General features: G+C 52.9%; 14 protein-coding genes and 1 pseudogene. All 15 read left to right on the forward strand.

The features are described 5' to 3' along the window. Nucleotides 1–128 precede the first annotated feature (128 nt). The gene (gene deoC / locus EPD59_RS04190; protein WP_240731614.1) at nucleotides 129–683 is read left to right on the forward strand and encodes a deoxyribose-phosphate aldolase; all 555 of its coding nucleotides are present in this window, start codon (nucleotides 129–131) and stop codon (nucleotides 681–683) included. A gap of 102 nt (nucleotides 684–785) precedes the next feature. After that, nucleotides 786–1,316, forward strand: a complete 531-nt coding sequence (locus EPD59_RS04195) for a sporulation protein (RefSeq protein ID WP_133271685.1) — start codon at nucleotides 786–788, stop codon at nucleotides 1,314–1,316. 98 nt (nucleotides 1,317–1,414) lie between these two features. Then, on the forward strand, nucleotides 1,415–2,653 hold the full coding sequence (locus EPD59_RS04200) for a M20 metallopeptidase family protein (RefSeq protein ID WP_133271686.1): 1,239 nt from the start codon (nucleotides 1,415–1,417) through the stop codon (nucleotides 2,651–2,653). Next, complete coding sequence (locus EPD59_RS04205) at nucleotides 2,646–3,497, forward strand: hypothetical protein (RefSeq protein ID WP_133271687.1); 852 nt, start codon at nucleotides 2,646–2,648, stop codon at nucleotides 3,495–3,497. The genes EPD59_RS04200 and EPD59_RS04205 overlap by 8 nt, the downstream gene beginning before the upstream one ends. 302 nt (nucleotides 3,498–3,799) lie before the next feature. Continuing rightward, complete coding sequence (locus EPD59_RS04210) at nucleotides 3,800–4,264, forward strand: Hsp20/alpha crystallin family protein (RefSeq protein WP_133271688.1); 465 nt, start codon at nucleotides 3,800–3,802, stop codon at nucleotides 4,262–4,264. 181 nt (nucleotides 4,265–4,445) lie between these two features. Continuing rightward, the gene (locus EPD59_RS04215) at nucleotides 4,446–5,954 is read left to right on the forward strand and encodes a Do family serine endopeptidase (protein WP_240731615.1); all 1,509 of its coding nucleotides are present in this window, start codon (nucleotides 4,446–4,448) and stop codon (nucleotides 5,952–5,954) included. 109 nt (nucleotides 5,955–6,063) lie between these two features. Beyond that, nucleotides 6,064–7,661, forward strand: a pseudogene (amaB, locus tag EPD59_RS04220) (L-piperidine-6-carboxylate dehydrogenase). Between the two features lie 263 nt (nucleotides 7,662–7,924). After that, complete coding sequence (gene map, locus EPD59_RS04225) at nucleotides 7,925–8,689, forward strand: type I methionyl aminopeptidase (protein WP_133271689.1); 765 nt, start codon at nucleotides 7,925–7,927, stop codon at nucleotides 8,687–8,689. A 202-nt stretch (nucleotides 8,690–8,891) separates the two neighbouring features. Beyond that, nucleotides 8,892–9,452: an RNA polymerase sigma factor gene (locus EPD59_RS04230; protein ID WP_133271690.1), complete on the forward strand. Its 561-nt coding sequence runs from the start codon at nucleotides 8,892–8,894 to the stop codon at nucleotides 9,450–9,452. Between the two features lie 99 nt (nucleotides 9,453–9,551). Further along, a complete protein-coding gene (locus EPD59_RS04235; protein WP_133271691.1) occupies nucleotides 9,552–10,307 on the forward strand; it encodes a hypothetical protein in 756 nt (251 codons plus the stop codon). Nucleotides 10,308–10,339: 32 nt separating this feature from the next. Then, nucleotides 10,340–11,554: a hypothetical protein gene (locus tag EPD59_RS04240; protein ID WP_165963470.1), complete on the forward strand. Its 1,215-nt coding sequence runs from the start codon at nucleotides 10,340–10,342 to the stop codon at nucleotides 11,552–11,554. 253 nt (nucleotides 11,555–11,807) lie between these two features. Next, a complete protein-coding gene (locus EPD59_RS04245; RefSeq protein WP_240731616.1) occupies nucleotides 11,808–12,293 on the forward strand; it encodes a PPC domain-containing DNA-binding protein in 486 nt (161 codons plus the stop codon). Nucleotides 12,294–12,319: 26 nt separating this feature from the next. Then, nucleotides 12,320–12,832, forward strand: coding sequence for a PaaI family thioesterase (locus EPD59_RS04250; RefSeq protein WP_133271694.1), 513 nt, complete (start codon nucleotides 12,320–12,322; stop codon nucleotides 12,830–12,832). Nucleotides 12,833–13,115: 283 nt separating this feature from the next. Further along, nucleotides 13,116–13,568, forward strand: a complete 453-nt coding sequence (locus tag EPD59_RS04255) for a BLUF domain-containing protein (protein WP_133271695.1) — start codon at nucleotides 13,116–13,118, stop codon at nucleotides 13,566–13,568. A 172-nt stretch (nucleotides 13,569–13,740) separates the two neighbouring features. Next, nucleotides 13,741–15,597: a PAS domain-containing sensor histidine kinase gene (locus EPD59_RS04260; protein ID WP_133271696.1), complete on the forward strand. Its 1,857-nt coding sequence runs from the start codon at nucleotides 13,741–13,743 to the stop codon at nucleotides 15,595–15,597. Nucleotides 15,598–15,604: the final 7 nt, after the last annotated feature.

Here is a 15,604-nt window from a genome sequence, read left to right on the forward strand (position 1 = left end):
ATTTGGCAATGTTTCTGTGTAGGCTAGGTATCGGAAGCACTGATCATTAGCTAGCTAGAGCCTGCAATGGTGGCTGTGCGGATCCGATTTAGCGCTACCTTACCTTTGCCTACTTGTTCGTTCGGTTTATGAGCCTTCCTATTACCCAGCTTGCCGCTTCCATCGATCATACCTTATTGCGCCCCGATGCCACGCCAGATGAAATAGCCCAATTATGTGCCGAAGCAGTACAGTTCAAATTTGCGACAGTGTGTGTACCACCGTGCTACGTGCGTTTTGCCTCCGAGCAGTTGCGGGGGGCAATTCCGGTGTGTACTGTGGTTGGTTTTCCGTTGGGGTATCAAATCACCAAAGTCAAGTTTTTTGAAGCTCATCAAGCGCTCAATGACGGAGCTACAGAAATTGATATGGTTATCAATATCGGCGCCTTTAAGTCGGGGAGGGTGGAAGAAGTAGAAGACGAAATCGGCCAGTTGGTAGAGCTTTGTCACTTCAAAAACGCAATTTTGAAGGTGATTATCGAAACGGCCCTGCTTACGGAAGAAGAAATAATAACCGCCTGCCGGATCTGCGCCGCTGTAGGAGCCGATTTTGTAAAGACATCCACTGGGTTTGCGGCCCGCGGGGCCTCAGTGGCCGACATTACTCTAATGCGTGATCATTTGCCCCCAGAGTCCGCATAAAAGCTGCGGGCGGCATTCGGACCCGGGTGGCAGCGCTGGCTTTGCTAGCTGCTGGCGCTCATCGGATAGGGTCCTCCAATAGTTTGGTTCTGTTGAAAGAAGATGAAATTCCTGCTACGTAACGTGATTTTATTCTCCGCCTTACTTTCCCTGGCGTCGTGCGCGGCCTCAGGAACAGTAGGTAAGGCCATTACCCCTGATACTACCCGGCGGTCGGTGCCGGCCGAAGATCTGAGCCGTTACCGGCCGGTATTCACGTCGCCGGCAGCTACTGCGCAGCCAGTTGGTCCGAAGCCCGCCGTAATGCCGACAAATCACGTGAACAGCCAGATTGACCAGCGCCTTCGCGACCAGGCTGTCACGAACCAGAACGTGAAGTATGCCCAAGGCTACCGCATTCTGGCGTACGTAGGATTGGAGCGCGACCAGGCAATGGCTATCCGCCGCGCTGTTATCAGTCGTTACCCCGAGGAAACGGACTACATAACCTTTAAACAGCCGACCTATCGCTTGCTTATTGGTGATTACTTAACTCGTTTGGAAGCCGAGCAAGCTATGCTGCGCATTAAGCCCTTGGCTCCGAAAGCTCAATTGCAGCCGACACAAGTAGTGCTGAACAAAACCCGGTTTTAGTCTGCCGGGGCTACACAGCGGGGGCACTGTTACTTTTAGGTTCCCAGTCACTTTATGAAGCCGAATTAGCTGCTATCAAAGCCTTTAACTTCTTGCCCATGAGCCAGAGCCTTCTTTCCCGTATTCAACAGCTAGCGGCCGCTACTGCTGCCGAGACTGTTGCTTTGCGCGAGCATCTGCATGCGCATCCTGAGCTTTCCTTTCAGGAGGTAAATACGGCAGCTTTTGTAACGGCGGAGCTGAAAAAACTTGGTTTGGCTCCGCAGCCGCTGGCTACTACCGGTGTGGTAGCTCTTATCGAAGGCAAAAACCCTAATAGCCGCACCGTAGCCTTGCGTGCCGATATGGACGCACTGCCCATTCAGGAGACTAACGATGTGCCATATCGTTCCACCAAGCCGGGCGTGATGCATGCCTGCGGCCATGATGTGCACACTTCGTCCCTGCTGGGAACCGCCCGTATTCTGACCCAATTGCGCACTGAGTTTGAAGGCACTGTAAAGCTGATTTTCCAGCCCGGTGAGGAAATACTACCCGGTGGCGCATCGCTCATGATAAAAGAAGGCGTTCTGGAAAACCCAGTTCCGGCCAGCGTATTTGGTCAGCACGTATTTCCGATGCTGCCAGCTGGTAAGGTGGGGCTGCGGCCCGGTCGCTACATGGCTAGCACCGACGAGCTGTACATGACTGTTCGGGGTAAGGGCGGCCACGGCGCCATGCCCGAGCAAAACATTGATCCGGTGCTGATTACGGCCCATATTATCGTTGCTGCCCAACAAATAGTGAGTCGCCGCGCCAATCCTAAGCTGCCCTCGGTGCTATCATTCGGTAAAGTGATTGCGAATGGTGCTACCAACGTGATTCCCAATGAAGTGTACGTGGAAGGCACTTTCCGTACCCTTAATGAAGAATGGCGCAACGAGGCTCACATACATCTGCGTAAGCTGGTGGAAGGCATAGCCGAATCGATGGGAGCTACCTGCGAGCTAGAGATTCGCCGGGGATATCCTTACCTCGAAAATGAGCCGCAACTGACGGCGCGCACGCGCGCCGCGGCTGAGGAATATTTGGGCGCAGAAAACGTGGTTGAGCTGGATCAGTGGATGGCCGCTGAGGATTTTGCCTACTTTTCTCAGCAAGCTGATGCCTGTTTCTACCGCCTCGGCACTTGCGCCCCCGACGGCCGCCACAAGTCCTCCGTACATACGCCCACCTTCGACATCGACCCTAAGGCCCTCGAAACGGGCCCTGGACTTATGGCCTGGCTTACCTTGCGTGAGCTAGGTGCCACCACTCCATCTCTTGCTGCCGATGCATCGGCTCCTATCAATGTATAAAGTATTTCTCAAAAAATGCCCCCAGACGCTGGGGGCATTTTTAGTTATCCTACTCTTTGCACTGCTAAACGGAGCGCTAGTAAAAGGCCAGAGTCGCAGGGTTGTGAATGGGCTGGAAGTATCTCCGGTACTGCAAGCTGAATATGCATTGTCCGGCGATGATTATCTGTTTTTAGGAACCAATACGCCTTTCTCCACCGGCGGCTTCGACGGCTTCAATCTTGATCGGGCGGGGTTGAATATGGGCTATGAGCGATTTTGGAATACTCGCTGGAGCGGTGGCGCAACTCTTGGGCTAAGTAGCTATTCTACTACTGGTGGTGGAGATGTATCCTCGCTTTACGTTGATGTAGCTCCTGAGCTGTTTTTGCGGCATTGGAATACGCTGGGAAGCTTTAATTTTCGTCAGCGGTTGGGTGTCGAATACCTTATTCCGGGCGGTGTGGGTAATGAAAGCCGCGCCCGCACAAGGCTTCGCTTTGACCTTGATCGACTAATTCCGGTAGGGGGGCAGGTAGTGCTGCGGCCACGCCTGTCGTATGAAGCATTTGCTTACCTGCGCTTTCAGCGAGATGAAGATGAGCCGAAAGAACGCACGATTGACTTCACGGCTCTACGAGGAGAAGTCGGCTTTCGGTTATCCGACCACTTCGACTTTACCCCCTGGTTTGCTTATCAAAGCGCCTATAGTAACGTGCTTCAACAGACTGACATAGATGGTAAAGTCGTTATTCCAGGGGGGCGTCGCAACTTTGTGACTCCCGTGCTCGGCTTAGATCTGCGCTATACCATTTTCAAGGGTAAGCAGGCATTTGAGCGTCGTCAGTTACCGACGCAGCACTAGTGTTGCTCGTGCATAAAAAGTAACACGGGGGCTTTTTAACCGTGTGAGTCAAAGCTGTTGTATACAATACATCAAAATACTGACTTAATGGCATTAAAGGTTGTGAGGAAAATATAGTTCTGACACTCTTGAAAGGGACAATTTTTCAATAATTACTAATTCTTATTGTTGCCTTCCAAGCAGTCATAAGACTTTTTGGCAGTTGAAAGTACTCGTCTGTGGCTTGGTACAGATTTTATTGAATAAGAGTGAAGGCCGCTTCAAAACGGCCTTCACTCTGACTCCTTAAAACATCTTTACCCATGGCTACTATTCTGTATAATAACCGTCCTGCTACTCGCTCAACCCGCGCTTTCAATTCTGTATTGAATGAGCTTTTGCGTGATACCCTGCCTACCACCACTGAGCCTGCTAAATCCTTCACTCCACAAGCCGATATCCTCGAATCGGAGGCTGGCTTCGAACTGCACCTAGCGCTGCCTGGCGTAGCGAAGGAAGCCGTTAAAATTGATTTTCAAGAAGGCAAGCTCGTTATCAGCGGTGAGCGCAAAGCGCCTGAAGTTGCTGAGGCTAAAGAAGGTGAGACGCAAAATGCCCCCCACTTCCGCCGCGTTGAAACTAATTACGGCAGCTTCACCCGCACCTTCCGCCTACCTGATACAGTAGATGTGACAGCAATTGAAGCCGAAATGACGGACGGAATTCTGCGTGTTCGCTTACCTTTCGACGGTAAAAAAGTGACCAAGTACCACATTGAAGTGCGTTAAGTATATGATTTAAAAAAAGGCTCCGGATTTGGAGCCTTTTTTTAAATCTCTTCTGTTGTACATATAAGCAACCTCGCTGCGTTAGGTTGCATCTTATAGTAGGAGCGAGGTTCATATTTGAACCTTGCCTTTTTTGCTTTAAATTCATCTTCTTCTCATATCCAATCCTCGTTTCTTACCCATGCAAGCAAAACAAATGATGCTCGGCCTGCTCGGTTCTGCCATTCTGGGCGGGGGCGTGGCCGTGGGCGGGTATAAGCTATTAGAGCCTACCAACTCCAATGCACCGCAGGTAGTAGCCGCCGATCCGAATGTGCGCTATACCAGTGAGTTGCGCAACAGTGATTATGTAGTGCCTGAAGGCTTAAACTTTGTGGCGGCCGCCTCATCGGTGACGCCAGCTGTGGTTCACGTAATGACTGAGTACGCTCCCAAAATGCGCAGTAATGCTGGTTCTCAGCGCATGGACCCGCTTTTGCGTCAATTCTTTGGTGAGGACTTTGATCAGTATCATCAGTCGCCCCAAGCTGGTCCTCAGATGGGCTCGGGCTCAGGTGTTATCATCGCGGCTAATGGCTATATCGTCACCAATAATCACGTGATTGATAAGGCTGACAAAATTGAAGTCGTTCTGGACGACAAGCGTAAATACAAGGCTGAGCTGGTGGGCACTGACCCGACCACGGACCTCGCCCTGCTGAAGGTGCAAGCCGACAACCTGCCCTTCGTGCGCTACGGCAACTCCGATAATGTGAAAGTCGGGGAGTGGGTGCTGGCTATCGGTAACCCATTCAACCTTAACTCGACTGTAACGGCTGGTATTATTTCCGCGAAAGGCCGCAATATTGGTATTCTGCAGCGCGAAGACCGCATGGGTCTTGAGTCATTTTTGCAGACTGATGCCGTTGTAAACCGGGGTAACTCGGGTGGCGCACTGGTGAATCTGAATGGTGACCTAGTGGGTATCAACTCAGCTATTGCTTCTCAAAGCGGCAATTTTGAAGGCTACTCTTTCGCCGTGCCCAGCAGCATTGTGAGCAAAGTAGTAGATGACCTGCTGAAATATAAAGTAGTGCAGCGTGCTTTGCTTGGTGTTCAGATCCGGGAAGTAGATGCCCGTTTGGCTTCCGAGAAAAAGCTGAAAAACCTGAACGGCGTATACGTGGAGGAGCTAAGCGAGAATAGCGCCGCCGCGGCTGCCGGCCTAGAAAAAGGCGACGTGATTACTGAAATCAACGGCGCGAAGGTGAACACTTCATCGCAGTTGCAGGAGCAGGTAGCCCGCTACCGCCCCGGCGACAAGATTAAAGTAGCCTTCCTACGTGGCAACAACGAGCGCACCACTACTACTACGCTTCGCAACGCTACCGGCACTACCGATGTAGTACGGGCGGAAGTGGCGAAGGCTGTGAAGTACGAAGGTGCTACGCTGGAGCCTGTTACGAGCCAAGAGCTAAGCAAACTCGGCATCGAAGGTGGCGCCAAAATCAAGGGCATCCGCGACAGCAACTTCCGCCAGACGGGTATTGCTGATGGCTTCATCATCACGCGCATCGACAAGAATAAGGTGTCGAAGCCCCAGGACGTGCAGCGCTATTTGGAAATTGCCAAAAACGGTGATGGGGCCTTAGTTGAAGGTATCTATCCTGATGGCCGCAAAGCCTATTATCCTATTGGTCAGGCCGAATAAACGACTTAGGTAGAGCACAAAAAAAGCCCCCAGAAAACTGGGGGCTTTTTTTGTTAGTTTTGTTACTCGTACCACCCACCCCTCCCCAGCTTTTATTTCCCTTGATTTTATGAAACAAGCACTCGAAGAAGCCACTGCTACGGGCACCGATGTACAAGAGCATGATCCGCACGGTATCAAGGCGGTATTGCGTGAATTAGGCATCGAAGCCCGCAATCCAGCCTTCAGCACCGGTTTGAAATGGGGCGGCGCCAGCAATACCAAGACCCGCGCTATTCATTCGCCCGCCGATGGCCAGCTGATTGGTGAAGTAAGCTTTGCTACCGCCGCCGACTATGAGCAGGTGGTACAAACGGCTCAAGCGGCGTTTCAGACCTGGCGGCTAGTACCAGCTCCCAAGCGTGGTGAGATTGTCCGCCAAATCGGTAATAAGCTGCGCGACTACAAGGAGCCACTCGGCAAATTAGTAAGCTACGAGATGGGTAAAATTCTGCAGGAAGGCTTGGGCGAAGTGCAGGAAATGATTGATATCTGCGACTTCGCGGTGGGCCTTTCGCGCCAGCTGCACGGCTTTACCATGCACTCGGAGCGGCCCGCCCATCGCATGTATGATCAATATCACCCGCTGGGCGTAATAGGCATTATCTCGGCTTTCAACTTCCCGGTGGCGGTATGGAGCTGGAATGCCATGCTGGCCGCCGTCTGTGGTGATGTGAGCATCTGGAAGCCCTCCGAAAAAACGCCCCTTACTGCCGTGGCCGTGCAACATATTCTGCGCGACGTACTGACCGAAAATGAGCTGCCCGAAGGTATTTTTAACCTCATCATTGGCGACGCCGAAATAGGCCAGCTGATGGCCGCCGATGGCCGCGTGCCGCTGGTGTCGGCTACTGGCTCTACTCGCATGGGCAAGAAGGTAGGCGAAGTAGTAGGTGCGCGTCTGGGTCGGGCGCTACTGGAGCTGGGGGCAATAATGCCATTATCCTCACCGAGCACGCCGATCTGGATATCGCCATGCGCGCCGTTGTATTCGGGGCCGTGGGTACGGCCGGCCAGCGCTGCACCACTACGCGCCGCCTCATCATTCACGAATCCATTTTTGAGGACGTAAAGCAGCGTTTGCTCACCATATATCCGAAGCTGCCCATCGGTAATCCGCTGATGGAAGGTACCCTAGTAGGTCCGCTGATTGACGAAGCCGCCGTGCGTGGTTTCAGCGAAGCGCTGGAAGCAGTGCAGCAGGAGGGAGGCAAAGTGCTGACCGGGGGGCAAATTTTGACGGGTGACCAGTATCCGGGGGGCAATTATGTGCAGCCCGCTTTGGTCGAAGCCGAAAATCAGTACCACACGGTGCAGGAGGAAACCTTCGCGCCTATCCTGTATCTGATCAAATACAGCGGTGACGTAGACGCAGCTATTGCCCTGCAAAATGGCGTACGCCAAGGCTTGTCCTCGTCCATCTTCACCCTAAATATGCGCGAGGCCGAAGCATTCCTGTCACAGGCAGGCTCCGACTGTGGGATTGCCAACGTAAATATTGGTACTTCCGGCGCCGAAATAGGCGGTGCATTCGGCGGCGAAAAAGAAACCGGCGGCGGCCGCGAATCGGGCTCTGACGCCTGGAAAATCTACATGCGTCGGCAGACGAACACCATCAACTATTCGCGCGAACTGCCTCTGGCCCAGGGAATCAAGTTTGACATATAATTGACATATAAAAAGTACACTAAGCGGATTGCCCTTTCAATAAAAAGGCTCGTGTGTAAATCACACGGGCCTTTTTTATTCATTTTTGGGGAAAGGATTATTTATCGCAATTTGAGTTATCTATATTCCTGTTGGGTAGAGGATGATAGAGATAACTTCTATGTTAGAAGGCTTATAGCTGCTTGCTAACGAAAACAGGCGTCGCTTTATCAGCGTTTGCCAGCCAACATTGTCTTAGATCAGATGACTAACCCCTGCGCTCCATGTCCATCACATCTCACATAGACTTAATCGGCCTTCAGCGCATTAGCGAAGCCGTTGGCACCACTCTGAAGCAAATGCGCGAATACGCTCAGCCGGGCATGACAACCAAAGAGCTAGACGACTATGGCGGACGTATTTTGGCCGCCTTCGGGGCTAAATCGGCGCCGCGGCTTACCTATGGCTTTCCGGGCTGGACGTGCATTAGCGTGAATAATGAAGTGGCGCACGGTATTCCCTCGGTCCGCAAGGTGCTGCAGCCCGGCGACCTGGTGAACATTGACGTCTCAGCAGAGATGGGCGGCTACTGGGCCGATAACGGCGGCTCCTTCGTGCTCGGGCCCGATATTCACCAGCATCAACCTTTGGTCGATGCCTCCCGCCAGATCCTGCGCATCGCACTCAGCCGCATTCGAGGCGGCGTACGTATTGCCGATATCGGTGGGCTAATTGAAGGTGAAGCGCGCAAAGCGGGTTTTCGGGTGATCAAGAACCTAGTGGGGCACGGAATTGGTCGCAGCCTGCACGAGGAACCCACGGAAATTCCCTGCTTCTATGACCGCTACAACCGCAAGCGCTTCCAGAAGAACTCGGTGGTAGCGATAGAGACGTTTATTTCCACCCGCGCTACACTGGCTCATTCGCTCAGCGACGGTTGGACGATGGCTACCAAAGATGGCAGCTTTGTGGCTCAGCACGAGCACACCATTGTGATTACGGATGGCCAGCCCCTTATTCTCACGGAGGCGAACTGCATTTGGGAGTAAGCAGCACAGATTGGGGAGACGCCCCCAGCCACTAATTTTAAACTACGCCGCGACATGGGTTATTTAGTCTTAAACCCCGTGCAACCCCGCCTTATAGTTCATTGTCTTTCTCTCGCTTACCCATCAGAACGAGGAGTTTAGCGAAGAAATCCGGATATTCACGGGCTACTATTTCTGAGCATGCACAACCCAAATACCGCACATGGAGGCTTTTGCGTATACTGATATCAACGCCCCATTGGTGGAGCGTTGCCGTTTGGGCGACCGCCGTGCCCAAGCTGAAATCTATAAGCGCTACGCGAAGGCGATGTTCAATGCCTCCCTGCGCATCACCGGCGACTTTGCCGAGGCGGAGGACGTGTTGCAGGAGTCGTTTCTGAGCGCGTTTCGTGAACTGCATAGCTACAAAGGCGACTCGTCGTTCGGGAGCTGGCTCAAGCGCATCGTCATTAATAAAAGTATTAACTGCCTGCGCAATCGGCGCTTGCAGTTAGTTCCTCTGGCCGAACAGCACGATTCGGTTGGCTCCGAGCAGGACGACGATACCGACTTTACGGAAGTAAGTTGGCGAGCCGACCGCTTGCGGCGCTGCATTCAGGAACTACCCGATGGCTACCGCGTAGTACTCTCATTGTATCTGCTTGAAGGCTATGACCACGCCGAAATAGCAGGCATTTTGAATATAACTGAATCAACCTCTAAATCACAGTATAGCAGAGCCCGAAAAAAATTGTTGGAACTAGGGCGCCAGCACGGATTGTAAAGCACCTAATAAACGTAGATGAACCGGCCGGGCTGACGCTCCACCCACATGATAGCGGGCCACGGTCGGAAGGGGAGAAACGTGCGAATAACCACCTGTATGAACGAGAATAAGAAATCACTGGAAACTTTCGTAGAGCAGCACCGCGCCGATTTTGACGCGTTCGAGCCGCGCCCCGATTTGTGGGACAGCATCGAAGAAGAGCTGACAACGTCCACCGTGGCGTTCGACGAAACGGAAGAGGAAGTGCCCTTGCGCGTGATAAAGCTGGCCCCCGAGCCAGTGGTTCCATCCAAAAAAGCCCTCTGGAGTGGCCGTTTTGGTATTGCTGCCGCTGTTGCCCTTACGGTAGTAGCCGGTGGGGGGCTTTTCTGGAAAAATTCCGCCTCGCCACAACCTGCTTCTGCCTGGACGAGCATTAGTCCTTCACCTTACCTTACTACGGCACCTACTGAGGAAGAAACCAACGATTCCTTCTACTTTGGAACTAACCCTGTAGCTACGGCCGCCGCCAATGCCCCCACGCAGCGTTTGAATACGGCTGTGAAGCAGATGGAAGCCTACTTCGCCTCGCAGATTAAAGAACGGGCCGGCGAGTTGCGCCAGCTGGAAGAAGAGAGCTCCAACGCGCCAGCTGCCGATTGGCAACGCGAACTGGCTGTGCTCGACTCGACCTACGCACAACTCAAAACCGAGCTTTACCGCAACCCGGAGCCAGATATGGTGCTCGATGCAATGAATCGTAACCTGCAAATCAGGGTTGATATCTTAAACCAGCAGCTACGTACTCGCGAACGAATTCTAGAGTACCACGCTGAGGAGCCAGAAGTGGCCAAAAATAGTCGCAAGCGATGAAAACGGTCTGGATGGGTTTTAACTATCTTCTGTTGTCATTGGCCGCAAGTCTAATGATGATTCAGCCCCTAAAAGCTGAGCAGATCTCTCCTATGGAGCCGGTGACAGTTGTTATTGATCACTACCACCAAGGGGCGAGCAACACACAGCCGAGCGTGGAGCAGCAAGGTAGCACTCAGCCTTCTACTTCGCCTGTGCAGCAGGGCAGCCAAGGCCAGCAGGAAATGAGCGCCGTGCCAGCCGTAGAAAAAAGCCGCAAGCTGAGCCGCACTTTTGCAGCTCGCGTCGATAAGCCATATTCCCTGCAAACCCGCTACGGTCGTGTTCAGATTAATACCTGGAATCGGGCCGAGATCCGCACTGATGTTGACATCATTACCCGCGCCGATTCGGATGAGAAAGCGCAGGAATTGATGAACATGATACAGGTGCGAATGCAAGAAAATGACCCCGCTACGGGCGGCATTGCCGTGCAATCGAAGTTTGGGGCGATGCCTAACGGCTGCGCCAGCCGCCAGCGTCTATACGAAGTGAACTACACCGTATGGCTACCCAAAAATACTTCTTTGCGAGTGTACAATACTTTCGGCGATGTCAGCATCAACAATGATCTGACGGGCACCACGGAGCTGGCGGTAGAATATGGTAGCCTGCGCACAAGCCGCCTTGATGGCCCGCAGAACCTGCTACGCATAGGTAATGGTCAAAGCACAATTGCTTTTGCCAGCAAAGCCAGCATCGATGCTTCCTACTCCAAGCTTCGGCTAGATGCCGGAGAGGTAGTGGACCTGCGCAACAATTACTCCGATATCGACATCGGTACCGTGCGCGATCTGACGGTGCACAGCAAATACGGCGATGTGGCCCTAGGCACTGTTCGGAACCTGCGCGGCTCGTCGGGCTTCTCTAAATTCAGCATTGATCAGCTGAATGATCAGCTGGATATGAAAGTGCAGTACTGCCCCGTTTTTGAGGTTCGCAATACAGGCAAAAACTTCCGCCAGATTAATCTGGATGGTGGCTACAGTACTTTTCTACTGAATTTTTCGGAAGGTGCCGGTTTTGACTTTGATGTGAATACCCTGCACGGTAAACTTCTGGTTGATAAAGACTTAGTGCGCGTAAGATCAGAGGAAAGAAGCTCTACCGCCAGCGATACACAAGGCAAGTTTGGGGGAGCCAGCGCCAAGAATTCGGGTAACGTAAACATCAAAGTTCGCTACGGCAACGTAAGCTTTAATAAATAGGGCGCTGCAACGCCCTCATCACTATCGTTCTGGTGGTGAGTGCAGAAGGGTAGTGAAAAGAGGAGAAAAGTCAGCCGGAGCTGGTTTTTCTCTTCTTTACTTTTAGCTATATTCCACACTGGGGGCAAAATACAGGCCGCCATTGAGCAGCGGTTACCTTTGTGGCTAGCAATCTGCCCCTATGCGTTTTCTATTTACTTTGCTTTTGCTGGGACTGGCTGTCTCTGAGGCTTTTGCCCAAACTAAAACCGCTATGCCTTCGACTGCTGCGCCCGTCGTTTCTGCCCTGTCATCGCCCATGCGTACGTATGCGCTCCGCCTGGCGCCCGGCCAAGATTTACGGCAGCAGCTACAGGCTTTCGCACAAGCCCAGCAGATAAAAGCCGCCACTATAGTTACCGGCGTGGGCAGCCTGACGTCTGTTCGTCTACGTCTTGCCAATCAGCCGGGGCCTACCGAATACAAAGGACATTTTGAAGTAGTGTCGCTGGTGGGTACGCTTTCCATAAATGGCAGCCATCTGCATCTGGCCGTTGCCGATTCTACGGGTCGGACTATTGGGGGGCATTTATTAGACGGTAACCTCGTTTACACCACCATGGAATTGGTAGTAGGCGTGCTGGAAGAGCTGGACTTTCGGCGCGAAACAGATCCTGTTTCTACCTATCAGGAGTTGGTAGTTTATCCGGCTGAGCGTAAGACTAAAAAAGCACGGCCAGCGAAGGCGCCAGAGCTATAAAGTAGCACCGTTCGATCTTACTTACTATGATGTCTTCCTCGCCCGTTGCCCCTCCCGATACGCCTCAAGCCGCTGATTTCCGGCGCACCATTCAGAATCCGTTGAAGTTGCGCCTGTTTATGTTGCGCAGCTTACCTATGGCTTACTTGGCAGGGTTGCGCGTGCGCGACGTAACGCCGGAGCAGGCTACCGTGACAGTTCCCTATAAATATTTGACCAAGAATCCCTTTCGCAGCATCTACTTTGCCTGCCTGAGCATGGCCGCCGAAATGGCCAGTGGCGTACTGGCGCTCATGCATATCAGCAGCGGCTCACCCGTGTCGATGCTCGTAACGGGGCTGGAGGCGGAGTTCACCAAAAAAGCCGTGGGCCTGATTCGCTTCACTAGCACCGATGGGGGGCAAATTGGTAAGGCCATTGCCGAAAGTCGTATTACTGGCGAGGGCCGCACCGTGGTATGCACCAGCATCGGAACCGATGAGGCTGGCGATGTGGTAGCTGTTTTCCGGATTAGGTGGTCGTTTCGAGCGAAGCGTTAAAGTAAAACGAGCTATAAGTTGTCAGCTAGAATGCTGTCTGCAGAATTGTCAGGGAGCTTTTTGCTGAAAAAACTGCGTATTTTTGACTTGGAATCCTCGGATTCAGCTTGCAAGAACGCTTGTTACGAATGTCAGTATAGTACAGAGGCCCAGCGCAAATCCTAATTTGCAGCAACTAGGTTATGAAGGCTTCGTATCTTGTAAGCTCGTCCGTAGGGCTGCTTGCCACTTAGCAGATTCTAGGGCTTTTCGACTGGTGCGTGGTGGCCCATGTTTTTTTTGTATGAACCATATTGCTTACATGAGCCGGGCTGTTCGGCCTCTATCTGATCAGGACTTGCAGGAATTGCTGGCGCAATGCCGCCGCGACAATGAGCGTAATAATGTCACTGGCATCCTGTTTTATAGCCACGGCAACATCGCCCAACTGATTGAGGGCGATTCAGAGGTTACTAGGCCCCTTTTCGAAAAGATTGCTCTCGATGGGCGCCATTCCAACGTTGTAAAGCTAACGGATAAGCCCATCACTGCGCGTAGCTTTCCCGATTGGTCAATGGCATTTCATCCGATTAATCCTGAAGGCTTTGGTGCACTCACTGGCTTTTTTCTGCCCCATCATATGCCCGCTACCCCCGATACGCTCAGTATTGCTGATGCGCTTCTGGTTGACCTGGTGCGCCAAGCTGTATTTGGTGCCAATACTACCGCCGCTGAATCGGCTGGCGTAGGCAGTTAGCACTGCTCCTTTGTGCTTACGCTAGGGCTGGCGGGTATTCATCGCGAGGCTCGAGATAGGAAGGCGCGTAGTAAAAAATGAGGTTCTTTAGCTGCAGATAGGTTGCGGTTTCTTTGGTTCGTGGCTGTGTTAGCGCCGCATTTTAGTTTGTTGCTGCTTTTGAATTATCTACATGCGTGACCAAGAGCTTCAGCGTATTCTGCGGCATATGCCGGCTGGTATTGCTACCCTTTTGGGCTCGGAACTGCGGTATGGCTTTGTAAATGAAGCGATGCAAGCCTTATTAGGCGGAAATACTCCTGAAGGTCAGCCTCTGGCCGATGGAATATTACCCGCCGACTTGCGTGAAGTGATGCAACAGGTATATGACTCGGGGAGACCTTTTGTTGCTAAAGCCTACGGATTGCCACTTCCCACAGATAACGGCGAGCCACCCATTCCGCGCTACTTTGATATTGCTCTCGAACCACTGCAGGATGATGAAGATCAGGTACACGGGCTGTTACTATTTGCGGTCGATGTAACAGGGCAGGAAGAGGCGCGCCAACGTGCCCACGAACTGGCTTTGGAAACGCGCCGACTCGATACGCGCTTACGGGTACTAACCGAAACAGCCCCCCAGATTACGTTTACCGTTGATGTAGCTGGCAAGTATGAGTATGTAAGCCCCCAATGGTATTACTTTACTGGGCAGCCTCCTACCGCCGACCTAGATGCTATATGGCCATTGCTCGTTCATCCTGAGGATCGATTGCGGGTAATATATCAGTCGGAAGCTGCTCGAAAGGCGGGTATAGGATGGAGTTATGAGTACCGGTTGCGGCGCCATGATGGACAATACCGCTGGATGCTCAGCCGGGCAGTGCCCGAACTGCACGCACCGGATCAGGCTGCTCACTGGCATGGTGCGGTTACGGAGGTGCATGATCAGCGCGAGCTAGCCGATGCCCTACGCCGGGGTGAGGCCGAGTTACGGTTTTTGGCCGATAGTATTCCCCAGTTGATCTGGACGGCCACCGCAGAGGGATTTATCGATTATTACAATCAGCATACGGCCGAATATACTGGCTCTTCGGCTGAGGAACTGGGCCCCACGGGCTGGGTTTCTCTGATTCATCCTTCTGAGCAGACCAGTGCTGCCCGCCGTTGGGTACACTGCGTGGCGACGGGTGAAAGCTACGATGGGCTTTTTCAGATGCGCCGCCACGATGGCCAATATCGCTGGCACATCATCCGGGCCCGGCAGCTGAGCGACGTACGGGGGCCGCGCTGGTTTGGAGCCTGTACGGATGTAGACGATCAGCATCGTCTGCGGGAAGTATTGCAGCATCAATATGACGAGCTGGCGCGCACCAACCGCGACCTGGATACCTTCGTTTATACCGCCTCCCACGACCTCAAGCAGCCTCTATTTAATCTTAGGGGGCTTTTTGATGAGCTGCGCCGCACGGCCACCTTCGACGACGATGAGCATGAGGTGTTGTTGCGCATGGTCGATGGGGCTTTAGGGCAGCTTGATACTACCCTACACGATCTGGCCGCCACGGTACAGGAACAGCGGCAATTAACAGCTCCCACGGAGGCAATCGACCTGCGGAGTGTGGCTGAGGAAGTGCTGTTGGGATTGCGCGTACTCGTGCAGGATACGGAAGCAACCGTAACTCTCAATTTTGAGGCGGCTCCTACCTTGGTATACGGCCGCGCTAACTTGCGTAGCGTACTACACAATCTGCTCAGCAACGCCCTCAAATATGCCTGCCCCGAGCGCCCGCCGTGCATAAGCATAACGAGTGGTATGACCGACACTAGTCAACCCTGGCTGAAAGTGCAAGACAATGGCCTGGGTATGGAAGTAAACAAAGAGGCCGACCCAATATTTCAGCTCTTCGACCGCCAGCATCCACATATTAGTGGCACGGGCGTAGGCCTATACCTGGTGCAGCGCATTGTTACGAGCCGTGGGGGGCATTTAGACGTAGCCAGTGCTGTGGGGGAAGGCACAACCTTTACGATATATTGGTTTAGCTAAGCTCAAC

The sequence above is a fragment of the Hymenobacter radiodurans genome, from assembly GCF_004355185.1.
Taxonomy (GTDB): Bacteria; Bacteroidota; Bacteroidia; order Cytophagales; family Hymenobacteraceae; genus Hymenobacter; species Hymenobacter radiodurans.